At 55.0% G+C, this 18,525-nt stretch carries 29 protein-coding genes; 15 read left to right on the top strand and 14 right to left on the bottom strand.

The window, feature by feature from the left end; genetic code table 11:
* Nucleotides 1-26 precede the first annotated feature (26 nt).
* The 3 genes from HX783_RS02565 to HX783_RS02555 are packed head-to-tail and all read right to left on the bottom strand — an operon-like array spanning nt 27 to nt 843.
* Complete coding sequence (locus tag HX783_RS02565) at nt 27-221, bottom strand: hypothetical protein (RefSeq protein ID WP_177015859.1); 195 nt, start codon at nt 219-221, stop codon at nt 27-29.
* Nucleotides 218-409: a hypothetical protein gene (locus HX783_RS02560; protein ID WP_177015858.1), complete on the bottom strand. Its 192-nt coding sequence runs from the start codon at nt 407-409 to the stop codon at nt 218-220. Before HX783_RS02560 ends, HX783_RS02565 begins: the two co-directional genes overlap by 4 nt.
* The gene (locus HX783_RS02555) at nt 406-843 is read right to left on the bottom strand and encodes a hypothetical protein (RefSeq protein WP_177015857.1); all 438 of its coding nucleotides are present in this window, start codon (nt 841-843) and stop codon (nt 406-408) included. The genes HX783_RS02560 and HX783_RS02555 overlap by 4 nt, the downstream gene beginning before the upstream one ends.
* 211 nt (nt 844-1,054) lie before the next feature.
* Between HX783_RS02555 and HX783_RS02550 the strand changes: the two genes are divergently transcribed.
* Nucleotides 1,055-1,468 (top strand): hypothetical protein, encoded by a 414-nt coding sequence (locus HX783_RS02550; protein ID WP_177015856.1) that lies wholly within the window; start codon nt 1,055-1,057, stop codon nt 1,466-1,468.
* A 7-nt stretch (nt 1,469-1,475) separates the two neighbouring features.
* On the opposite strand, the gene HX783_RS02545 is transcribed toward HX783_RS02550, so the two are convergent.
* The 8 genes from HX783_RS02545 to HX783_RS02510 all read right to left on the bottom strand — a co-directional run bounded on the left by HX783_RS02545 (nt 1,476) and on the right by HX783_RS02510 (nt 6,717).
* Nucleotides 1,476-1,859, bottom strand: a complete 384-nt coding sequence (locus HX783_RS02545) for a response regulator transcription factor (RefSeq protein WP_177015855.1) — start codon at nt 1,857-1,859, stop codon at nt 1,476-1,478.
* A gap of 63 nt (nt 1,860-1,922) precedes the next feature.
* Nucleotides 1,923-2,216: a hypothetical protein gene (locus HX783_RS02540; RefSeq protein ID WP_177015854.1), complete on the bottom strand. Its 294-nt coding sequence runs from the start codon at nt 2,214-2,216 to the stop codon at nt 1,923-1,925.
* Nucleotides 2,217-2,639: 423 nt separating this feature from the next.
* Nucleotides 2,640-2,891: a DUF1654 domain-containing protein gene (locus HX783_RS02535; protein ID WP_177015853.1), complete on the bottom strand. Its 252-nt coding sequence runs from the start codon at nt 2,889-2,891 to the stop codon at nt 2,640-2,642.
* A 173-nt stretch (nt 2,892-3,064) separates the two neighbouring features.
* Nucleotides 3,065-3,475, bottom strand: a complete 411-nt coding sequence (locus tag HX783_RS02530) for a VOC family protein (protein WP_177015852.1) — start codon at nt 3,473-3,475, stop codon at nt 3,065-3,067.
* Between the two features lie 569 nt (nt 3,476-4,044).
* Nucleotides 4,045-4,542, bottom strand: coding sequence for a DUF4411 family protein (locus tag HX783_RS02525; RefSeq protein WP_046382958.1), 498 nt, complete (start codon nt 4,540-4,542; stop codon nt 4,045-4,047).
* The gene (locus HX783_RS02520; protein WP_177015851.1) at nt 4,539-5,672 is read right to left on the bottom strand and encodes an ImmA/IrrE family metallo-endopeptidase; all 1,134 of its coding nucleotides are present in this window, start codon (nt 5,670-5,672) and stop codon (nt 4,539-4,541) included. Before HX783_RS02520 ends, HX783_RS02525 begins: the two co-directional genes overlap by 4 nt.
* A 133-nt stretch (nt 5,673-5,805) precedes the next feature.
* Nucleotides 5,806-6,042, bottom strand: coding sequence for a hypothetical protein (locus HX783_RS02515; RefSeq protein WP_177015850.1), 237 nt, complete (start codon nt 6,040-6,042; stop codon nt 5,806-5,808).
* A gap of 18 nt (nt 6,043-6,060) precedes the next feature.
* Entirely contained in the window at nt 6,061-6,717 is a 657-nt protein-coding gene (locus HX783_RS02510; RefSeq protein ID WP_177015849.1) for a LexA family transcriptional regulator, read from the bottom strand.
* Between the two features lie 109 nt (nt 6,718-6,826).
* Between HX783_RS02510 and HX783_RS02505 the strand changes: the two genes are divergently transcribed.
* The 7 genes from HX783_RS02505 to HX783_RS02475 all read left to right on the top strand — a co-directional run bounded on the left by HX783_RS02505 (nt 6,827) and on the right by HX783_RS02475 (nt 11,415).
* Nucleotides 6,827-7,006: a Cro/CI family transcriptional regulator gene (locus HX783_RS02505; RefSeq protein ID WP_017255748.1), complete on the top strand. Its 180-nt coding sequence runs from the start codon at nt 6,827-6,829 to the stop codon at nt 7,004-7,006.
* Between the two features lie 213 nt (nt 7,007-7,219).
* On the top strand, nt 7,220-8,068 hold the full coding sequence (locus HX783_RS02500) for a BRO family protein (RefSeq protein ID WP_177015848.1): 849 nt from the start codon (nt 7,220-7,222) through the stop codon (nt 8,066-8,068).
* A gap of 1 nt (nt 8,069) precedes the next feature.
* Nucleotides 8,070-9,047 (top strand): phage replication protein, encoded by a 978-nt coding sequence (locus HX783_RS02495; protein ID WP_177015847.1) that lies wholly within the window; start codon nt 8,070-8,072, stop codon nt 9,045-9,047.
* Nucleotides 9,034-9,831 carry a hypothetical protein gene (locus HX783_RS02490; protein ID WP_177015846.1) on the top strand — a complete coding sequence of 266 codons (798 nt, stop codon included), beginning with the start codon at nt 9,034-9,036 and terminating at the stop codon, nt 9,829-9,831. Before HX783_RS02495 ends, HX783_RS02490 begins: the two co-directional genes overlap by 14 nt.
* Nucleotides 9,828-10,298, top strand: coding sequence for a hypothetical protein (locus HX783_RS02485; RefSeq protein ID WP_177015845.1), 471 nt, complete (start codon nt 9,828-9,830; stop codon nt 10,296-10,298). The genes HX783_RS02490 and HX783_RS02485 overlap by 4 nt, the downstream gene beginning before the upstream one ends.
* On the top strand, nt 10,295-10,870 hold the full coding sequence (locus HX783_RS02480; protein ID WP_177015844.1) for a recombination protein NinG: 576 nt from the start codon (nt 10,295-10,297) through the stop codon (nt 10,868-10,870). The genes HX783_RS02485 and HX783_RS02480 overlap by 4 nt, the downstream gene beginning before the upstream one ends.
* Nucleotides 10,867-11,415, top strand: coding sequence for a hypothetical protein (locus HX783_RS02475; protein ID WP_177015843.1), 549 nt, complete (start codon nt 10,867-10,869; stop codon nt 11,413-11,415). Before HX783_RS02480 ends, HX783_RS02475 begins: the two co-directional genes overlap by 4 nt.
* 98 nt (nt 11,416-11,513) lie before the next feature.
* Here HX783_RS02475 and HX783_RS02470 read toward each other — a convergent pair whose 3' ends face one another.
* The gene (locus HX783_RS02470) at nt 11,514-13,322 is read right to left on the bottom strand and encodes a GGDEF and EAL domain-containing protein (protein ID WP_177015842.1); all 1,809 of its coding nucleotides are present in this window, start codon (nt 13,320-13,322) and stop codon (nt 11,514-11,516) included.
* 697 nt (nt 13,323-14,019) lie between these two features.
* Between HX783_RS02470 and HX783_RS02465 the strand changes: the two genes are divergently transcribed.
* The 5 genes from HX783_RS02465 (at nt 14,020) to HX783_RS29885 (ending at nt 16,239) form a co-directional block, all read left to right on the top strand.
* Complete coding sequence (locus HX783_RS02465) at nt 14,020-14,205, top strand: Com family DNA-binding transcriptional regulator (protein WP_177015841.1); 186 nt, start codon at nt 14,020-14,022, stop codon at nt 14,203-14,205.
* Nucleotides 14,206-14,216: 11 nt separating this feature from the next.
* Nucleotides 14,217-15,179, top strand: a complete 963-nt coding sequence (locus HX783_RS02460; RefSeq protein ID WP_177015840.1) for a hypothetical protein — start codon at nt 14,217-14,219, stop codon at nt 15,177-15,179.
* A gap of 137 nt (nt 15,180-15,316) precedes the next feature.
* A complete protein-coding gene (locus HX783_RS02455; protein ID WP_099489835.1) occupies nt 15,317-15,652 on the top strand; it encodes an MFS transporter in 336 nt (111 codons plus the stop codon).
* Complete coding sequence (locus HX783_RS02450) at nt 15,649-15,993, top strand: hypothetical protein (RefSeq protein ID WP_177015839.1); 345 nt, start codon at nt 15,649-15,651, stop codon at nt 15,991-15,993. The genes HX783_RS02455 and HX783_RS02450 overlap by 4 nt, the downstream gene beginning before the upstream one ends.
* Nucleotides 15,994-16,041: 48 nt before the next feature.
* The gene (locus HX783_RS29885; RefSeq protein ID WP_256347088.1) at nt 16,042-16,239 is read left to right on the top strand and encodes a hypothetical protein; all 198 of its coding nucleotides are present in this window, start codon (nt 16,042-16,044) and stop codon (nt 16,237-16,239) included.
* Here HX783_RS29885 and HX783_RS02445 read toward each other — a convergent pair.
* On the bottom strand, nt 16,229-16,678 hold the full coding sequence (locus HX783_RS02445) for a hypothetical protein (protein WP_177015838.1): 450 nt from the start codon (nt 16,676-16,678) through the stop codon (nt 16,229-16,231). The genes HX783_RS29885 and HX783_RS02445 overlap by 11 nt on opposite strands.
* Nucleotides 16,679-16,754: 76 nt before the next feature.
* On the opposite strand from HX783_RS02445, the gene HX783_RS02440 reads away from it, so the two are divergent.
* Together HX783_RS02440 and HX783_RS30170 are read left to right on the top strand one after the other, a co-directional pair.
* Nucleotides 16,755-17,387 (top strand): putative metallopeptidase, encoded by a 633-nt coding sequence (locus tag HX783_RS02440; protein ID WP_177015837.1) that lies wholly within the window; start codon nt 16,755-16,757, stop codon nt 17,385-17,387.
* Nucleotides 17,357-17,899 (top strand): HNH endonuclease, encoded by a 543-nt coding sequence (locus tag HX783_RS30170; RefSeq protein WP_371317649.1) that lies wholly within the window; start codon nt 17,357-17,359, stop codon nt 17,897-17,899. Before HX783_RS02440 ends, HX783_RS30170 begins: the two co-directional genes overlap by 31 nt.
* Before the next feature lie 66 nt (nt 17,900-17,965).
* Here HX783_RS30170 and HX783_RS02430 read toward each other — a convergent pair whose 3' ends face one another.
* The gene (locus HX783_RS02430; protein ID WP_177015835.1) at nt 17,966-18,514 is read right to left on the bottom strand and encodes a hypothetical protein; all 549 of its coding nucleotides are present in this window, start codon (nt 18,512-18,514) and stop codon (nt 17,966-17,968) included.
* Nucleotides 18,515-18,525 lie beyond the last annotated feature (11 nt).

Here is an 18,525-nt window from a genome sequence, read left to right as displayed (position 1 = left end):
CTGGCGCCGGGTGCGCTGGCGGGCGGTCACGGCCGAACCCTCACCGCAATTCGACCGCCCTTCATGGTCGCCGCCAGGCGCTTTGGCAGGGAGGACACGGCACGCTCTCGCGGCTGGCCGATCACTTCATTGAAGGGGAGGCCGAAGCCCAGCATGATCAGCTTCGACTCAACTTCGTCGAGCTGCTCGTCGATCAGCGATTTAACCGGTGCAGTGCTCATGCAGCCTCCTTGCGGTGTCTGGTGATTTTCAGCAGGCGCTGGCAGTAGTGGTTGAATTCTTCGACGGTGATCGCGTCGCCGGTGAGCATGTTGGTGATCATCCGCACGACGACGTATTGGGCGCCGGGCTCGCTGGCGGGATGCTCCAGGGCCTCCAGCGCCTCATCGATCAGGATGTGCGGGCTCATAGATCTGCATCCACGTCGTCTTCGCGCTCTTCCCGTTCCGCTGCTACCGCGTCTTCGGCGTAGGGCCGCAGCAGCGCTACGGCGATCTTCTCGACCGTCTCAATCGGACGCTGCTGGCCCAGCAAGTCGGCAGCGTGGGCGCGGGCATCGCTCTGGCTGCCGAGCATTGCCGACAGCAGCAGGCGGGCAAACGAATCGCGCTGGTCCAGGCCGTCGATCTGGCGCTGGTTCAGGTGGCCCTGCAGGACCGTGCAGAACCGGTCGAACGTCACCACCTGCGGCTGGCCGTAGCGGCGCTTCCACTTAATGTCGACGCCGCACACCAGGCGCTCCGCCGAATGCTCAAGCCAGTCAGCCACCTCGTCGCTCTCGCTGACCTCTGGAGGCAACTGAGCGTCGTAACGCTCCTGGCAAATATTCAATGCTGCGTTCATGGTCGCCTCCAAAGTGGCGGGTTGTTCACCTGTATTCGTCAACACTCATGCCTCCCGCTGGTTGCCGATGGGCGCGGGGGAGGAGTGCTGATGTAATAGAGATGTGCAGGGGTAGGTGTCGGTTTTTTCCGGCTGCCGTGGCTCTTGCCGTTTAGCGGGTCGCACTGAAGGCTGGTAGCATCGACACTCCTTCTCGGAGCAAGGGGTCGCTATGCATCAGGTCGTTGAAAGGGCATTAAGGGTGATCGCAGCAGAGAGCCACGAGCCTCAATACACTGAGGCTTTTAGTGCTGTTCATGCAGTCGTGATTGAGTTTGGGGAGGAAAATCTGGCTGACCGGCTTTTTGCCGATATTCCCGATTCGATCGCTTTCATGCAGGTGGCCCGGCTCTTCGACTTTCTTGCCTGGCAGACGGATGACAACGGGTCAGCGATGACTCGCACCGCTGAGCGCTGGCTCGTCGAAGGCACAGATCTACGCAAGATTCAGATCGCTCTCAACCTCGAGGTGTACCCGTTTCCGGACGAGCATGAGATGTACCGCGTGCTGTCTGATGTGGCTGAGTCCTTCCCTCAGATGGCTGATAGATGCCAGCAGCTAATCAGCTCTCGGCAAAATCGGTAGCACCTGCTCATACAGTCAATTCAGCGCACTCAGCCCGGCGTACCATCCGCACCTGAGCCATTCGCCGTTCCGGCGCCCGGCGATCACGACGCAGCGAGTCATCACTGATCATTGAGTGCATGGCGATCAGCGCCGCCAGCACAAAGCACACCGGCGTGATGATCTGGCGCTTCATGGCCTCGGCCACCAAAGCAGTGCGCTTCGTCACGTCCAGTTTGTACATTGCATTGGTCAGGCGCTTCTTGACGGTGCCGGCTTCGATGCCTGCTTCCCGGGCGATCTCTTTCGAAGTAAATCCCTGGGCAATCCAAAGCAGAAACTGAAGCTCTCGCGGCGCAAGGCCACGTCCGAGGTGGCCTTTCCATCCGCCGTTGATGATTGTTGCTTCCATCGTCGTGACTCCCGGTTGTTTTCCCGCTGCCACCGATGCGGTGGCAAAAGTGAAAATTTCCGATTACTTGCTGCGCGCAGCCAGGGCTGCTTTGGCATCGACTTCTTCATCGAATGAGCAAAGGTCAGGCGCTGTAAAATAGAGGTTCAAGGCGCGCTCGTTTTCATCGGTGGACCAAGTCGACTCCGCGATATCACGCTCCGCAGAACTTGCGAATGCTTCGATGGCGGCCTCGATCACGGCAGTCATTGACCGGCGCTGCTTACGACCCACCACATCCAGAAGATGTCTTAGCTTTGGATGCATCCGAATTGCTATCGCCGTCACCGTCGTTTTCCTCCCTACCTTTTTGATCATCACTACTCTCCGGTTGTTTTCCCGCTGCACCCGTCACCAGGTGCAGAAGTGAAAATGTCCGTCTCTCCACCACGCGCATCGCCCGATTCATATCTCTGGCCGGCGTCACACATTTCGTGGACGGTGTTCTTCGCCGACCGGCTTGCGTGGTTTCGCGTACTCGCATCTGGGAGTACGGCCAGTTCCAGAGCTGGCATGGAGATCGAATTTATTGTTCGCGCTGTGCCCGTTGTCGGGGATCGATCTGCGAAGGTCTTGGGTTGTTAAAGAGCGGCGCAGCTTTCGCCGCTAGCCGGCGGTGTTCGCTGCTGGCTTGAGCTGAATTTAAGCAAGCTGAAATTAATGTGTCAAGCATGCTGAATAAATAAATTCAGATTGCTGAAATCTGTGGGCGATAAAAAGCCCGCTCATTGGCGGGCTTCTTTATGTGTCGCAGTACTCGCGCCAGCCGATCCTGACGGCGCCGTCATCCAGATGCTCGATCCTTATGCCGGCGGTGTCGCCGATATCCTGGATGACCTGGTGCCAGGCTTCAGGGCTTTCATCGTCGCGCCTGGATACTTCCACCAACTGAATCCTCTGCACTCTGGGGGAGGCAATTATGCGTTGCAGGCGATGGCCCACAAGCTCGTAGGAGTTTCTCGGCTTCGGTGTGGGGTAGGGGGGCTGAATCATGCTTCGCTCCTTGCGAATACTGTATGTATACACAGTATTGTGGCTGGCATTTCTTGGCAAGAGGCCGGCAGGAAGTTTAATGCATAAATGCATATCTTAAGAGAGGGGTTTTTTCGACGGGCAACAAAAAGCCCGCTCGATGGCGGGCGTCACGTGAATACTGTTAGCGGCTGCTACCCCGCCAAGTCCAAATCTCCACGATGAGCGATATGCACCTTGTTGCCATCTGGATCACGCAGGTAAGCACCGTAGTAACCGTCACCATAGTGGGGACGTTGGCCAGGTTCACCTTCATCGGATCCGCCCGCAAGAAGCCCAGCTGCATAGGCGCTGTCTACCGCATCTGGAGATGGTGCGGTGAAAGCCACCATGCTGCCATTCCCTGCTCCGGCTTCATTTCGGTCATAGGGGCTGTACACATAAAAACGAGGGAGAACGCTTTCTGGCTTAATCCAGCATGCCGAAGGTGGTCCGCCATCAGGCGTTACAGGCCTGCGACAGAGGCCCAGGGGGAACAGCACCGCGTCATAGAAGGTAGAGGCTTTATCAAGGTAGTTTGTCCCAACGGTTACGTGACTGAACATCCTGTATTCCTACTTACGAAGGCAAGACGTTATCGTGTCATTTTCAAGGTGGGCGTGTATAGCCGTTGTCGGGTAAGTCGGGGAAGGCGAGTGTTGGCCCTCCAAATCACAGGCAAAGAAAAGCCCGCGATGGGGAGTAGCGGGCTTAAAGGGATGATCGCTAGGAGCTGTGGTAACAATAGGCGACCAGCTGTGAAAGGTTTGTGAAATGCTGATCGTCATACTATTCAAAAGTGTTCATTCGGCGCCGAGGTGGGGGCCGGTCTTCTTGGGTAGATCTCGTAGTTCCGGTAAGGCGACGGCTTCAGGCCATCGAAGCTCTTGCCGAGGGGTATCAATGCTAGTTGATCTGCTCACCTTCGCATGGACGTAAGCCACTTCTCGGCTCACGACACTGGCCACATATGTCACGCAGGCACACGCACTCATGAAAGCGGTGATTTTGATGAACCTGGTAGCAGTGGGTTTCATGTAGCCCCCTCCATACGGATGCGAGCATCGATCCTAACTGGTAAGGGCAGATACAAGAAGCCCGGCGCTGGGCCGGGCTTGGGGAGTCTAAATTAAACCTAAGGCCTCTCGATAACAAGCCTGGCCTGGAGTACGTCTAGTAGGTCGAATGATGTGATGTAGTTGACATCAAAATCTTTGCAAATATTTGGGATTTTGATTTTTTTGCTATTGTCGGGGGCTAAAACCTCATGAGTAACAATGGTTTTACCGGTCGTGGCTGCCTTCGCAATTAACCAAGGATCTGCACCACCTAAGAAACGAATCTTTTCAGGATCTGTAGGGAGCTTCATACTCATTACATGCTCAGCAATTCGCCCGAAAAACTCCTGAGTATCCTTGTCGTCGATTGTATCGAACTGCGCTTGACGTATCTTTACCCAATCCGATAGCTCATCACCATAATCTGACAATTCCTTGTACACCATGGTTATGCTCGATAGTTGTCCTAGCTGAAAAGCCGTATCGAGCCAATCCCAAAAGCCAGGACAAAAATTCATTCGATAGTGAGCGTTTTTAGCTTGTATATAAGAGTTGGCATCTAGCAGGTAGCTCAAAATCCAAGTTCCTTCTTAGAATATTCAGAAATCTTGTGTGGCTTTATTCCCATCAGCCTAGAGGCATCCCTGAATAGCATACGGCCACTTAATGCCTCACTCGCCACGGCTTTGGCCAGAGTCTTACTGATTCGTCCAGTCTGTAGTCGAGAGTAGGGAGGAGCTCCATCTTTATTTCTGGCTTTATGTGCTGCTATTTTGCTACCAATGAAATTACTGTAATCAGCTTGGCTGATGAACCCCAGCGTCAATGCGCGCCTAGCAATCACCCACTCACTGACATGGAATGTCCGTGTGATGAAAGGGAGGTTATCTCTCCAATCCTCAAAATGCTTCCAGGCAATACGAAACTCACGCTCTGGCGCCAGCAGTTCAGCGGCAACGGCATTGCAGAATATCTCTTCTCTATTGTGCGTTTGTGGCTCTGCGTCAGATACGCCAGACTTCCCAATCCAGATATGCGTAAGCTCGTGGATGAGGGTGAAAAGTCGGGCCTCTGGGCAGTCGGCAGTATTGACGAATATTACAGGGGCTAGAGCGTCGCTCATCGCAAAGCCGCGAAATTCATCAACCGATAGAGGCCTACTCGTATTGTTGTTTACAATACTATTGCGCATAACCAGAATTCCGATGTTTTCTATGCTTTGAACCAGCTTAGTAAAATAATCATCGAAAGTTCCGCGTTTTGGCATTTCAGGTATTCCCAACTTCTCCCGCATGCTAACCACAACTGCGGGAATTCCATCGTTAATACTTAGGATGCCAACTACTTGGTTTTTCTCATATCCCTGGGAAGTCAACCAGCTACGGTACCAATCTTGTCGTTCCATCGCCCAACGGATTGTGTCTCTGAGAGCGAGGCTATAGCTTGGCTCTCGACCGTTAACGGTTCTAAGGTCGGGTAGAGGCAAGTCTTCAACAGGCGGTTTTGCTAGATACAAATAGCCAAAAGGGATGTGGGTATGATGCGCGTAGTTCATGGCTTGGTTAAAAGAAGGCCGTTTCGCTCCGTCTTCCCATGCAAGCACGTTGTCCTCAGCTGTCCCGATACTTTTCGCAAGCGTGCCCGCGCTGATTCTCGCCCTGGAACGGGCCCATCTCAGTATTTCTGGGTTGATTAGCGCTTCCATGTGCGAAACCTTTCATTAGACATTACACAAACACCTAGCATGGGCCTGACTCTACGCGACATAGACGGACTCTAAAAGCTATTCGTCACCGATGAGCCAGCCCGTTCATCGCGCACCTCGCGCGCCGCACCTGCTAAGGCTTAGCTCTCGTGATTCGCCCCGCCTTCACCTCGTCCGCATACCCGGCTAGCCGATCCTCGTCCGCATGAAGCACCGTGCACATCTTCAGCACGGCCTGGGCGTCTGCCTCGTTCCCCGCAAGGCTCAGCCGCTCCGCAATCCTCATCAGCTCTACGGCTGACCACTTGAGGTCTGAGGCGATGCCTTGCAGGTAGCGCTTGAGGTCTTGGTTTGGCTTCGTGAGGGGCATGGGGCCTCCTGAACAGCATCAGTAAAACTTCTGCAGCGCCTGCACAACCACGCCCACGATCCGACAGTTCTCGTCCACTGCCTCGATGGGGTAGCTCGGGTTCAACGGCTTCAGGAACAGTCGACCTCCGTCGCTGACCAGCTTCTTGAATGTCGCCTCATTGCTATCTGGAAGCTTGGCCACTACTAGTTTGCCTGGCGCAACCTCAGCCTCAGTGTCCACCAGGATCAGCGTGCCTTCGGTAATGCTCTGGCCGGCGGGCGCTGTCATCGAGTCACCTTTAACTGTCAGCCAGAACGCAGGACCTTTGGAGTCGTACTCCGAAAACTCGTAGGTGTCCGAGATTCCAGCCGGGTAGGGCTCCACTGCTTCCGCCCAGGCGCCGGCGGCAACCCAGCTCACTACCGGGTAGCGGAATGATTTGGTGGGCTGGGCGGCGGGGGAGATATTTGATTCGGTAGCCTCCCGCTCATTGCCCTCGCCAATGGCTAGCCACTCAGCCCGAAAGCCAGTCGCTTTCGCCAGGGCGTAAAGGTTCTCCGGCCTGAGGCTTTTGCTCTCGCCGGTGATCCACTGAGTGACGGCCGAATTTGCAACGCCGCAAAGCGATGCAATTTCCCCTTTCTTTTTACCGCTGACCTGTATGGCGCGGGCGATACGTTCGTGTCTTTCCATGGACTCAATATTAAGTTAACTGAATTTAAGCATGCAGTAGGTGCAAATCACCGTTGATGCCATAACTTAAGCATGCTTAAATTGCGGCAGGCTCGAACGAGGATGCGCAATGAATACGCATGAAGTCGCCGAATTCTTCGGCAGCAAGACGAAGCTGGCACTCGCTTTGGGCATCCGCCCAAGCGCCGTGACCATGTGGGGGGAAACGATTCCCGAATCCCGGCAGTACCAGATCCAGGTCCTTTCCAAGGGCAAGTTCAAGGCGACAAAGAAAGACCAAGCCGCCTGACAGGCAAACCCTTCTGCCCATGTAGCCAGTATCGGCCCAGCCGGTCTGCGAAGTAAGAAACCTGAGGTCGCTGGTGTTTTATCCAGTGGGTTTTGAGAGAGGCGATGCGGGGAGTAGGGCGAGGTGGTTGGCGCTTCGGCGCCGAATTACAGGCAATAAAAAAGCCGACGGTCGAGGTCGGCTTCTTCGATAAAACTTAGCGAGGCCGATTATATGCAAACGCCGCCACATATCAATAGCACTACCAATCTCGCGCCACGTTTTTCGCAATCCGAAAACGTGGCGCGCAATTCCTCAGTGATTCCATTCGACTTCGACGGCGCCGCAATTCGGGTCATCACCGACAAGCTTGGCGATCCGTGGTTTGTCGCGCGCGACGTCGCTGACGCCCTGGGCTACTCCAAGCCAGAGAACGCCGTAGCCCGTCACTGCAAGGCTGCGACCACTACCCCGAAACAGGGTGGTGGTTTCATGACGATCATCCCGGAGCGGGACCTGTACCGGCTGGTGATGAAGTCCAAGCTGCCGGCCGCCGAGAAGTTCGAAGAGTGGGTGGTTGGCCAGGTGCTGCCGAGCATCCGCAAGACCGGCAACTTTTCTGCCCAAGGCCCGAGCAACTCCAAAATCGTCGGCGAGCTGGCCATCCTGGAATGCTTTGACCGCCTGTTGAAGCCTGCCAACTCCAGCAAGATGCTGATGCTGGCCAAGATCGCCGCCAACAACGGCCTGGACGCCAAGTTCCTTCCAGGCTACGCCGTTGACGCCGCCCCTGATGCCGCTGGCGGCTCTTCGATGCCTACCAAGGCAATCACCGCCCTGATCAAAGATCACGTCATCGCCAGCACCGCCCGCGCCTTCAACCTTGCACTTGAGGCCCACGGTTTCCTCAAGGTCCTCCAGCGCAAAAACTCCAAGCAGGAAATGGTCGACTTCTGGTCGGTGACCGAGAAGGGCATGGCCTACGGCAAAAACCTCACCAGTCCTCAATGCCCCCGCGAGACGCAGCCTCACTGGTACGTGGATCGCTTCCTTGAATTGGCCGCTAAGGTCGGGAAGGCCTGACATGCAATACACCGTCACGATTAACCAGGTGAAGGCGCTGGAGTGGGGGCTGAATTCTCAGCAGGCCCTGCTGTTCGCCTTCGTCTACGGCTGCCCGAGCTGGACCAAGCCAATCAAGACCGAAGACGGAATCTTCTTCGCGCTGAGCAAGGCCAAGATCACTGAGGAGCTACCGTTGCTCACTGACAAGCCAGACACCGCTTACCGCATGCTGAAGGCCCTGGAAGAGGCCGGGTTGATTGAGCTTTCCAGCACTTCGAACATCACGCTTTTCCGCCTCACAGAGAAAGCGATCGAGTGGAACCAGAAGCTCAACGGGTCGGAAAAATATCCGACCCCACCAAACAATAAGGGTCGGAAAAAAATCCGATCTACCTCGGATAAATCTCCGAGCAAGGTCGGAAAAAAATCCGAGCAAGGGTCGGAAAAATCTCCGACAAATCAGGATACCAACCATCAGGGTACCAATCAGGACACCAGTCAGGATTTGCAGGACGCCACCGGCAAGCCGGCTCAGTCCCGCGGCTTGGTGCTGGTGGTTGACCGCACCGATGCTCCCCGAGTGGAGATCCCCGCCGATATGCCGGGCCCCAAAGACCAGACCTGCAAAACCTTCAAGGTCTGGGCGAATTACGCCATGGCATACCGAAAGCGCTACAGCGCCTGGCCGGTGTGGAATGCCAAGGTCGGCGGCCAACTCGGCCAACTGGTTGACCGCCTCGGCGCCGATGTCGCCCACCATGTTGCCGCCCATTTCCTGAAAACCAGTGACGCCGCTGTGCTGCGCAAGTGCCACAGCCTCAACGAGCTGCTGGCCAACGCCGAGAGCTATCACACCCAGTGGGTGACCGGGCAGCGCATCAACGGCACAACTGCTCGCCAGATGGAGCGGACTGAGGCGAACCACTCCGCAGCAGAACAGGCCGCCCAGATGGTTCTGGCCAAACGCCAAGCAGGTGACCGCAATGAATACCTTTGAAATGAATGACCAGCAGGTTGCCGGGCTAGCCGCCGCCATCTGCGCTACGGCCGAGGCCATGGGCCAGGAAATGAACCCGGGCACTGCCGCGATGATGGCTGAAGACCTCTGCGCGTATCCGGTGCTCGTCGTCAAAGCCGCATTGAAGGCCTGCCGCTTCGAGGTGAAGGGCAAGTTGGCTATGGCAGACATCCTACAGCGTGTCCAGACCTCCGACGGCCGCCCTGGGAAGGACGAGGCTTGGGCCATCGCCATGACGACCAACGACGAATATGAAACCGTGGTGCTGACCGACGAGATCCAACTGGCCCTGGCAGCAGCGAAACCCATCTTGGATGGCGGCGACAAAATCGGTGCGCGCATGGCGTTCATCGACGCCTACCAAAGGTTCGTGGGCCAGGCCCGCGAGGATGCGAAACCGGTCAACTGGCACGTGTCCGTGGGCTTCGACTCCAACCGCCGCATCCAGGCTGTGACCAAGGCAATGGAGCTGAAGAGAATCCCGCGCGAACACGCCCACAAGTACCTAGCGGACCTGAGCGTCGAGCCGATCACTGAGGACGGTCGCGCCATCGCCGGCTTGCTCACTGGCACCGTCACACGGCCAGAGCCCGAGCTTCGGCAGAAGCTGGAACTGGTGAAAACCTCGATGCTGGAAATGCGTAAGGCCAGTGCCGAACGGAAAACCGAAATGCGGATTGACGCGGCAAATGAGTTGGCGGATCGCAGGGCGATGCTCATCAAGCAAGCTCAGGAACTGGAAGCGAAGAGGGCGGCGCCATGACCGACAAGATCAGCGTGAACTGCCAGGCCAAGCTCTCTGAGGCTATCACCAAGTTGAGCGCCATGTACCGCGACAAGAAGTTCGTGGTGGTCTCCCTGCGCCCGGGCAAGGACCGCACGCTTGATCAAAATCGGTTGTGGTTCGGGATGTACAAGCGCATCGCCGAAATGACCCAGATCGGTGACGCGGCTGACGCCCGGCGTTACTGCAAGCTGCACTTCGGCGTGCAGATCCTGCTGAACGAGGACGCCGGCTTTCAGGTCGAGTGGTACCGGGTCATGCGCCATCTGCCCTACGAAACGAAGCTGGCCATGATGGGCGAGTGCCATTTGTTCGGCCCCGACGGTTTCCCAGTGACCAGCCTGTTCAATCGCGCCCAGGGCATCAATTACACCGACCGCATCGCAGCCTATTTCACAGGCCAAGGTGTGGTTTTCACTGATCTACTCAGCAAGGAGGCTGCATGATCGCCAAGCAACCCAAACCGAAGAAGTGCAAGAACCAGGCATGCGGTATCAGCTTTCCGCCGCAGCGCCTGGGCCAGGCCGTATGCAGCCCGAAGTGCGGCCTGGCGATCAAGGACGTGAACCAGGCCAAAGCGCGCAAGTCGCTGGCCGAGATCGGCCGCAAGGAACTGCGCGCGTCGAAGGTGAAGATCAAGACGCGCGCCCAGCACATGAAGGAAGCCCAGACAGCTTTCAACGCCTGGATTCGCGAACGGGACGTCGGTCTGCCGTGTGTGAGCTGCGGGCGGCACCACAACGGCCAATGGCATGCCGGGCACTACCGCACCGTCGGTGGCAACCCAGAGCTTCGCTTCGAGCCGCTGAACGTGTGGCGCCAGTGCGCGCCGTGCAACAACCACAAATCGGGTGACATCGTGAACTACCGGCTGGAGCTGGTGAAGCGGATCGGCGCCGACAAAGTGGATTGGCTGGAAGGGCCTCATGAGCCCCAGCGCCACTCCATCGAGCAGTTGCAGGCCATCAAGGCCGACTATCGAGCCAAGACCCGTGAACTCAAGAGGGCTGCAGCATGACTTATCGCAACGTTGTTTCAGCAGTAGTTCGGGCGCTCGCGGCCGAGACCATAGGTTCCGCCGGCGGCTGCGACTTCGAGCCCAAGGTGCAGTGCGCCAAGCAGAAGGGGGAGATCGTCGGCAAGGAGGCGGCGTTTCTCCAAGACTGCTGGGTGTTCGGCCGGCTGCACAAGGCGCTCACCCCGGCGCATTGGCGCGCACTCGTGGCGAAGTACTCGACGCACCAGGAGCGAAAACACGGCGCTATTTTGGAGTTGCTCAACTCGGTAAAGACGCCGGCGCCGAAGCGCTTCCGTGAATGTGCAGTCCTGACCTGGGCGATTCCACAGGTGGCCGGTGCCGAAGGCAAGCGTTCCGCCACGGTGCTCCCTGCGGCCTGGTATGACATTGCCAATTGGGACAATGACGGCAAGCCAGAGTCAACTCGGTATCGTTGGCGTTCATCCATACGAAATTCTTTGGATGGCATGGTGAATGAGGCGCTGATGGCCGCTCAAGAGATTCTTGACGCCGACGGGCTAATGGAGAACGTCATGGCATCATAATTTGCTGCGGCAATGAACTGGACAGATGACCTGTACGACATCAGCTTTGAGATGGGCGGGAGGTGGTAAAAGGCTTCCCCCCGACAGGTTTTGATGGACTACAAGAGCTCGGTGCCTGGCGTTCTAGTCCTATCACATGCCGCGCTGAAACCACCTTGCTCCAGCCATTTTTCTAATGGTTCCGCTTTCAGGGGTTTTGTTATCAGGTATCCCTGAGCCTCTGAACACCCCCAGAGCGTGATTAGGTCCAGAATGCTTTGGGTTTCGACGCCCTCTGCTACGACTCTATAGCCTAATCCTCTAGCAAGCTCGATGAGTGTCTTAACTAGCCGTTTATCTTTTTCGTTCGTGTTGAGGTTGCTGATTAGTGACTGGTCTAATTTAACCGTACTCACAGGCAGTTGCCTTAGATATGTCCAGTTGCTGTAGCCAGTACCGAAGTCGTCCACGGAAACTTCAATGCCTAACGCACGGGCGCGCTCAAGCTGCTCAATAACTGTCTTCGGATCTGACATGAGCATGCTTTCCGTGAATTCAAGTTCTAGATTTTTCGACTGAAGGGCGCCGTTGTTTATATACTCTGTGATTTTATTTACGAACTTAGAATTCTCAAGATCACTGACAGTGACATTCATGGAGATTCGTAATTCAATACCTTTGTTGTACCACTCCTTAGCTTGGTTAACTACGGCCTCAAGTACCCAGAAGGTAATTAAATGCATCAACGCAGTTTTCTCTGCAAGTGGTATAAACTCTGCGGGGCTGATAGGCCCGAGTGTAGGGTGATCCCACCTGATCAATGCCTCAACATTTTCACATGCTAGAGTAGGTAATGTGACTTTTGGATGGAAAACTAAGCTCAGCTGATCATCAGATCGAACTGCATCAGACAGGGAGCTCAGTAAGGCAAACGCTCGCTGCTGAGCTGCGTCCAACTCAGGTTGATACATCGCCCAGCCCAAGTTTCGAACCCTGGCGTCATCAGCTGCCCCTACCACTAACCGTAGCCAGTCCCTCTCTTTTGCATCGGCGATTTTCAATACTCCAATACCTGTCTGCATGAGTATTGGGATTCCTTGACAATCAACCGGTTCGTCAAAATTTGAAAGAATCTCATGGCAGAGACCTTCCACCGGCTGGCCACCTTCTAAAAGAAACCCAAAACGCGTTGGACTGATTTTGTACAAGAGAGCATTCTTAGGTAATAAAGACTGAAGTCTACCCTTGACGTTGAGCATTAAATTTTGAGAAAAGCTGTAACCGAGCGCTTTTACTACGTCATTCAAAAATTTTGGAGATATTACGTCCACAGCAAATAGATCGTGCTGAATGCCACTAGAGCTTGCTAGTCGAATATCTTCTTCCAGTCTAAGTCGGTTGAAAAGTCCGGTAGGCTGATCAATAAAATTACGGGAACGTAAACCCATAATCCGCAAGACGACGAGCTGAGCGAAATAAACGAGCATTGCTGCATCTCGTTTGCTCATTGCTTCTCGAGGTGAAGTATCTATTATGCATAGGCTACCCAGAGAGAAACCATCACTCGTGAGAAGTGGTGCGCTAGCGTAATAGCGAATGAAGGGCGCGCCGGTGACCATGGGGTTATCTTTGAATCGCTCATCATCCTGCGCATCCAAAACCTCTAACGCCTTCCTGTCGCGTAGAGAGTGTGCGCAGAACGAAACGTCCCGAGGTGTAGTTTGCTGGTCGATCCCGATCCGCGCTCTGAACCATTGGCGGTGCTTTTCCACGATAGAAATCAAGGCGATGGGTGCATTGAAGTATTCTGAAGTCATTGAAATCATTTTTTCGAAGACTTCGTCGTCTTGTTCATTTTGCGGGCAGAGGGCCTCAACGCGTTTTAAGCGTTCTGCTTCGTACTCAGGGAAGTGGGTATTTACGTCCATGACTAACCTCGTGTATCACGACCAAGTGGCTAAACGGTATCAGATCCCCTGCAGACCTACGACTCCATTTACCTATCGCTCCAATAGGTTAGACCCGGTCACACGTGTGGCGCGTGCCCCGGGTACGACTGTTTTGCCGTTCGAACGGGTGTTGGCAGAAATTTGGAGAGCCCTGGATAGATTTTAATCGGCGGAGCTATAAGCAAAATTCTGTCACCCAAAAATGTTGCATTGAGTGAGAAAATGATAGAGTATTTATCCATCCTATCGATCTTGCGCGTTAGGGGTTTACACTTCAAAGCCCGGCTTATATGTCGGGCTTTTTATTGCGCTCAGTTTGTGCAAGGTCGAAAATAGAGCTTCCGACTATAAACTGGGAGAGCGTCATGGTTTTGCGTGGCATGGCATAGATGCATGTCGACGACTTGGCGGAACGGTTCAAGAAGTTGGTTGTAGGGCAGGCTGGCAACGCGGATATTCAGTTTGCGTGGGTTGTTTTTTTATCAGGGCCGAATGTTCGGGGCTTATTCAACGGCCGAGCTTGCGCTGAAGAAAATAACGGACATTGAGCACTGCATCAGCATCGACGAGGCCCCAGTCCCTCAAACTTCAAGCGACTAAAATTTTTATGAAGCCCCGCCTAGGGCGGGGTTTTTTATTGCCGACGGAACGGCGATTCAGCAAAAGGAATTTGCAGATGTTGAAAGAAATCAGATGCGGTAACTGCAACCGACTTCTCGCCCGTACGGGTGGGTTTACAGAGCTCCAGATCAAATGTTCCCGATGCGGGACGCTGAATCATGTGAAGGCCGCGAGCCTCGAGCAATCGCCGATGAGCGCCATACGCCCAATACAGAGGCCTGAACTTAAATCAGCTAAGTAACGGAGTTTAAAATGGAAAACGCAAATTCGTCGTCTCAAACCTTGCAAGATCTTTGGACCCAAGTGCAACCGGTGGATAACACCGGCATGCTTAGGCGCGTGGTTTTTGGGGACGGCAAGTTTTATGCGGCTGGTGGCAACGGTCTTCCCACAACCACTCAGCTTGTCAGCGGAGGCGCGACTGGTACAACTTGGACCAAGTTTAAGGACGTCGTCACCTCTGATAGCGGAAAGGTCCTCAACGATCTGTACTGGAACGGTATTGGGACACAGCTTCAAGCCCTTTCTCAATCCGGCAATGTGGCCTACGGCAGCACAGCACGCCCTGAAAGGGCTTGGACAAACATTACGGCAACTGTTCGCGTGTCCGGAGACTTGCAAGGCATTGCTTATTATCAGCCAATTTCCGGCAGCGACGCGACCTGGATACTGGTTGGGTCTAACGGTAAAGTCTTTTCCCGTTATGGCGATTGGTCAGGCCAGGTGGAGCGCACTACGACCTTCACTTCTGGCGAGACTGTGCACTGCGTCAACGTCATTGGCGTTTTTGTGTTGGTTGCGGGATCGAATGGGAAGCTGCTTAGCGCTGTGAAGATGGCGACGGGTGATTCGCAATCATTCTCGAAGGTAACCAGCACCTTCGGCACTAGCACCATCCTTTCCATGAAGCTTTGCAACGGGAAAATGTTTATCGTTGGTGCGGATGGCAAGATGGCATATTCACCCGATGGGCTTAACTGGACTGCTGTTGCAGATACCAGTTTCGGTGGAACCATCATCCGCGACATTGCTTACGGTAATGGCAAGTATGTAGCTGTCGGCGACGGCGGCAAGACAGCCGTTTCCGAGGATGGGATCGGCTGGGTTCAGCAAGCCAACACTTTCGCAGGAACCGATATCCGGAGCGTCGCCTACGGCAACGGCAATTTTGTAGCTGTTGGTGCAGGCGGCAAGATTGCTTACTGGACTCCATGATCTTCTATCTGCTTGCGTAATAGAGCCCAGCCATCGAGCTGGGCTTTTTCATTTTCGGCCCCGCCACACCCTTCGCTCTAAGCAGGGAGTGCCGTCGGGGCTGACCTATTTCAAACATGCCCCACGGAGTCGAGCGCATGGAGTATTTACAGCGCCTGCTCGACAAGATCGACAGGTTCGAATTGCTGATCGCAGGACTGGTCGGCGCCGTGATCGCCAGCTGGTGGCACAAGGACGACTTGAACGACTGGCGTGCCTGGATGATCTTCCTCATCACCGGCATGGCCTGCTCTATCTACCTGACGAGCATGGTCAGCACTTACCTGGGCGTGACCGAGCCGAAGATCGTCGCCGGCATCGGCTTCCTGCTGGGTGCCTTCGGCGGCTCGCTCCTGGCGGCCATCAATCGAGCCATTAAATCCGCTGACCTCTGGGCGCTCATTCGCCAGCGGTTCGGGGGAGGCAACCCATGAATCTTGAACTGATCAACTCCATCGCCTGCGGTCTTATCGCGCTGTGGGCAGCCTGGTGCGTACTGAGCGGGAAGGTGAGGGACGGCATCCTCGGGAAGCTTATCTACTCGACGATCGCCATCAGCGGCTTCGTCGTCATGGCCCGCAGCCAGAACATCTTCTTCGGCCCGACCAGTGCCGGACTGACGCTGCATGTTGCCCTGGCCATGGCCGGTGCCCGGCACATCTTCATGGTCACGTACTGGCAGCGGGTGAAGGTCTGGCTGTGCCGGACGCTGAACTGCGAGCACTGCCTGCACTGTGACAAGGCGCCAGGTGGCGTCGAGCGGGGGGGCAAGTAATCCGCGCCACGTTTTCGAATGCGCCAAGTCGTGGCGCGAGGTTTTCAGATGAGCAACGTCACCCGCCTGCGGCACGCGCTACCCATGAGCGAGGACATAAGCACGGCACTGACAGATTTGGATAGCGCTATCGCCAAGGCCATTGACGCGGCCAAGGTCGCCGGTCTACCTCAGGGCCTAATCGTATCTCTGCTGCATGGAAGAGCTCATAACGAGACAGCGAACATGACAGGCATCACTTTCTAGAGGCGAAGCATACGCGCAAAGACTCCTGATGTTCCCTCATCATCATTTGAAGATTACCGCGCGTTTCCTCGGTGTAACCATATCCGTAGGCATGCTCGATCTTGTACTGCAGGCTGGAAATATCCGTTCGAATCGATTCACATTGATCGTTTTGCATATCGATCACTCTTGCATTTGCAGTCCAAAGATCAGATTTCAATTTCGTGTAGCCATTGCGCCACTCTTCATTTTCTCGTCGTAATTCATCAAGTGATTTTTCGAGTGATTCGACACGGCTGTTTGCTGTCTTCAGGGAGCTTCTAAGCTCACCGTAATCAATGCCGCCCAATAGCAGCTGTGACAAGCCGGCCCCCACCATTGCCGCAATAGGCACAACCAATGCGAGCTTCTTGACGCTCGGCCAAAACGCACTGCCCGAAGACCGTTGTAGGCTTTCCATGTCCTCTCCCTCAATTCAAACGCTCATTCTCAGGCAGCGTCGGGAGCAATAGCAACTCAGCTGTACAGGATTACGAATGGGCAGACCATACCCTCCAGGGTCAATGCTTGAACCGTCCGATATCTCCGACTTCGGTGTTCGCCTGACGCCTGCACCCGAAGTGTTGGAATGGCTCCAGGCCGAAATCCTTGCCAACACCGGCAGCATTTACAACGAAGACCATGCCCATTTGCTGGATGCAGACATCCGGGTCATGTGGGCGTCGTCGAGCTTCGAGAAGCAGGGCCGCATAGTCCTCGGGCAGGCCGAACAGGTAGCGTTCCGCGCCGGCGGTTGGCAGAAAGCCCGGATGGAGCAACAGATGCGTGATTGGTTCGGCGATGTTCCGGCCTTCATCATCACCCTGGCCGCTGACTACTGCGCCCAGTGCAGCGACACCGACTTCTGTGCCTTGGTTGAGCATGAACTCATGCATATCGCTCAAGCCCGCGATCAATACGGGCAACCAAAATTCACGAAGGATGGAATGCCCAAACTGGAGCTGCGAGGCCATGACGTCAGTGAGTTCGTCGCCATCGTTGAGAGATACGGTGTTGGGGCGCCGGATAGCGATGTTGCTCGAATGGTCGATGCTGCCAAAAAAACACCATCCGTTAACCGTGCCTCGATAGCGAGTGCGTGCGGTACTTGCTTGTTGAGGGCTGTGTAGTGGAAGAGCAATGGAAGCAGATCAGCGACTGGCCGCATTACGCGGTCAGCACCCACGGTCGTATCAAGCGACTGACTACGGTGAAAAGCGGTAGAGCTGGTGCCATCCTTTCTCAGTTTTTTGTCTGCGGTTATCCGTCGGTGAATTTCACTGACGTGGGCAGGCGTAGGTCACTTCGGGTGCATCGACTTGTCGCCGAGGCGTTTTTGGAAAGGCCTGAAGGGACCACAGAGGTAAATCATATAGATGCCTCCCGGTCGAACAATCACATATCTAACCTTGAATGGGTTAGCGCGTCAGGCAATCGCAAACACGGCTATGACCATGGAGCGAACGATGCTGAGGGTGAGCGTAATGGGCACTCAAAGCTCACCGAACATGGCGTGCGTGAGATTCGCTTACGCAGGCCGTTAACGAAGTCAGCACAGGTCGAGCTCGCTACGCGACATTGCGTATCAGTGGCAACGGTCAGAGATGTGGCTGCCAAACGAACCTGGAAGCACATCGATTGACAACAAATTGAACATTGCGAGGGCATGCGGAACCTATTTTAGAGCTGCAAACTAAAGGTGAGTCCCTTATGGACGGACCTCAGGCCAATATTTCTCCAGCATCCAGAACGGTTTTGCGTCATCGAGCGCCTTGAGGGTTTCGATGAGCGCGTAGTACTCAAAGTGTTTCAACGTTGTCCAGGTAACGTTCCGCCACAGTTTTTTGGTTGCTTGATCAGTGATGTCCTTTCGTTTTGCTAGCTCTTTGAGTAGGAAGCTATCAATAGGCGGGTGTGCTACATCGGCAAGCGCAGAGGTGTGTCCAGGCCCATTCACAATCATTGATTTGATGTAGATAGCGATCAGCTTCGCAATTCTGCCGTATTCGATTCCCTCTATGTATTGATCTCTGAGGCTTTTTTCGGCGGCGCTACACCACTTCTTGTGTAGTTTTGTGAAGCTTTCCTCTGTGACTGTCGCGTGTTTTTCCTCGGCCTTCAGGAAGTCCTTCACGCCACTGTCTATTAGAGTTTTTGAAAGCACTGATGAGGTAGCGCCTTTGGCTCCACGGCTTGCTGCTCGGGAGGCTGCCCATGCGGAAAATCGATGGCGGTGCTCAAAGTGGTCGTAAGTCATTTCTATACCCA

Source organism: Pseudomonas sp. D2002 (genome assembly GCF_013385735.1).
In the GTDB taxonomy this organism is placed as follows: domain Bacteria; phylum Pseudomonadota; class Gammaproteobacteria; order Pseudomonadales; family Pseudomonadaceae; genus Aquipseudomonas.
Note: the sequence above shows the minus strand (reverse complement) of the source record. Positions and strands in the feature narration are given on the sequence as shown.

What these genes read in the sequence shown, in the direction of transcription:
- HX783_RS02490 (WP_177015846.1), top strand. Translation starts at nt 9,034, where the DNA reads ATGAATACCTTTGAAATGAATGACCAGCAGGTTGCCGGGCTAGCCGCC.
- HX783_RS02560 (WP_177015858.1), bottom strand. Translation starts at nt 409, where the DNA reads ATGAGCCCGCACATCCTGATCGATGAGGCGCTGGAGGCCCTGGAGCAT.
- HX783_RS02535 (WP_177015853.1), bottom strand. Translation starts at nt 2,891, where the DNA reads ATGATTCAGCCCCCCTACCCCACACCGAAGCCGAGAAACTCCTACGAG.
- HX783_RS02540 (WP_177015854.1), bottom strand. Translation starts at nt 2,216, where the DNA reads ATGATCAAAAAGGTAGGGAGGAAAACGACGGTGACGGCGATAGCAATT.
- HX783_RS02495 (WP_177015847.1), top strand. Translation starts at nt 8,070, where the DNA reads ATGCAATACACCGTCACGATTAACCAGGTGAAGGCGCTGGAGTGGGGG.
- HX783_RS02455 (WP_099489835.1), top strand. Translation starts at nt 15,317, where the DNA reads ATGGAGTATTTACAGCGCCTGCTCGACAAGATCGACAGGTTCGAATTG.
- HX783_RS02500 (WP_177015848.1), top strand. Translation starts at nt 7,220, where the DNA reads ATGCAAACGCCGCCACATATCAATAGCACTACCAATCTCGCGCCACGT.
- HX783_RS02555 (WP_177015857.1), bottom strand. Translation starts at nt 843, where the DNA reads ATGAACGCAGCATTGAATATTTGCCAGGAGCGTTACGACGCTCAGTTG.
- HX783_RS02505 (WP_017255748.1), top strand. Translation starts at nt 6,827, where the DNA reads ATGAATACGCATGAAGTCGCCGAATTCTTCGGCAGCAAGACGAAGCTG.
- HX783_RS02430 (WP_177015835.1), bottom strand. Translation starts at nt 18,514, where the DNA reads ATGACTTACGACCACTTTGAGCACCGCCATCGATTTTCCGCATGGGCA.
- HX783_RS02510 (WP_177015849.1), bottom strand. Translation starts at nt 6,717, where the DNA reads ATGGAAAGACACGAACGTATCGCCCGCGCCATACAGGTCAGCGGTAAA.
- HX783_RS02545 (WP_177015855.1), bottom strand. Translation starts at nt 1,859, where the DNA reads ATGGAAGCAACAATCATCAACGGCGGATGGAAAGGCCACCTCGGACGT.
- HX783_RS02475 (WP_177015843.1), top strand. Translation starts at nt 10,867, where the DNA reads ATGACTTATCGCAACGTTGTTTCAGCAGTAGTTCGGGCGCTCGCGGCC.
- HX783_RS02550 (WP_177015856.1), top strand. Translation starts at nt 1,055, where the DNA reads ATGCATCAGGTCGTTGAAAGGGCATTAAGGGTGATCGCAGCAGAGAGC.
- HX783_RS02480 (WP_177015844.1), top strand. Translation starts at nt 10,295, where the DNA reads ATGATCGCCAAGCAACCCAAACCGAAGAAGTGCAAGAACCAGGCATGC.
- HX783_RS02445 (WP_177015838.1), bottom strand. Translation starts at nt 16,678, where the DNA reads ATGGAAAGCCTACAACGGTCTTCGGGCAGTGCGTTTTGGCCGAGCGTC.
- HX783_RS02485 (WP_177015845.1), top strand. Translation starts at nt 9,828, where the DNA reads ATGACCGACAAGATCAGCGTGAACTGCCAGGCCAAGCTCTCTGAGGCT.
- HX783_RS02515 (WP_177015850.1), bottom strand. Translation starts at nt 6,042, where the DNA reads ATGCCCCTCACGAAGCCAAACCAAGACCTCAAGCGCTACCTGCAAGGC.
- HX783_RS02470 (WP_177015842.1), bottom strand. Translation starts at nt 13,322, where the DNA reads ATGGACGTAAATACCCACTTCCCTGAGTACGAAGCAGAACGCTTAAAA.
- HX783_RS02440 (WP_177015837.1), top strand. Translation starts at nt 16,755, where the DNA reads ATGGGCAGACCATACCCTCCAGGGTCAATGCTTGAACCGTCCGATATC.
- HX783_RS02460 (WP_177015840.1), top strand. Translation starts at nt 14,217, where the DNA reads ATGGAAAACGCAAATTCGTCGTCTCAAACCTTGCAAGATCTTTGGACC.
- HX783_RS02465 (WP_177015841.1), top strand. Translation starts at nt 14,020, where the DNA reads ATGTTGAAAGAAATCAGATGCGGTAACTGCAACCGACTTCTCGCCCGT.
- HX783_RS02565 (WP_177015859.1), bottom strand. Translation starts at nt 221, where the DNA reads ATGAGCACTGCACCGGTTAAATCGCTGATCGACGAGCAGCTCGACGAA.
- HX783_RS02450 (WP_177015839.1), top strand. Translation starts at nt 15,649, where the DNA reads ATGAATCTTGAACTGATCAACTCCATCGCCTGCGGTCTTATCGCGCTG.
- HX783_RS02530 (WP_177015852.1), bottom strand. Translation starts at nt 3,475, where the DNA reads ATGTTCAGTCACGTAACCGTTGGGACAAACTACCTTGATAAAGCCTCT.
- HX783_RS29885 (WP_256347088.1), top strand. Translation starts at nt 16,042, where the DNA reads ATGAGCAACGTCACCCGCCTGCGGCACGCGCTACCCATGAGCGAGGAC.
- HX783_RS02520 (WP_177015851.1), bottom strand. Translation starts at nt 5,672, where the DNA reads ATGGAAGCGCTAATCAACCCAGAAATACTGAGATGGGCCCGTTCCAGG.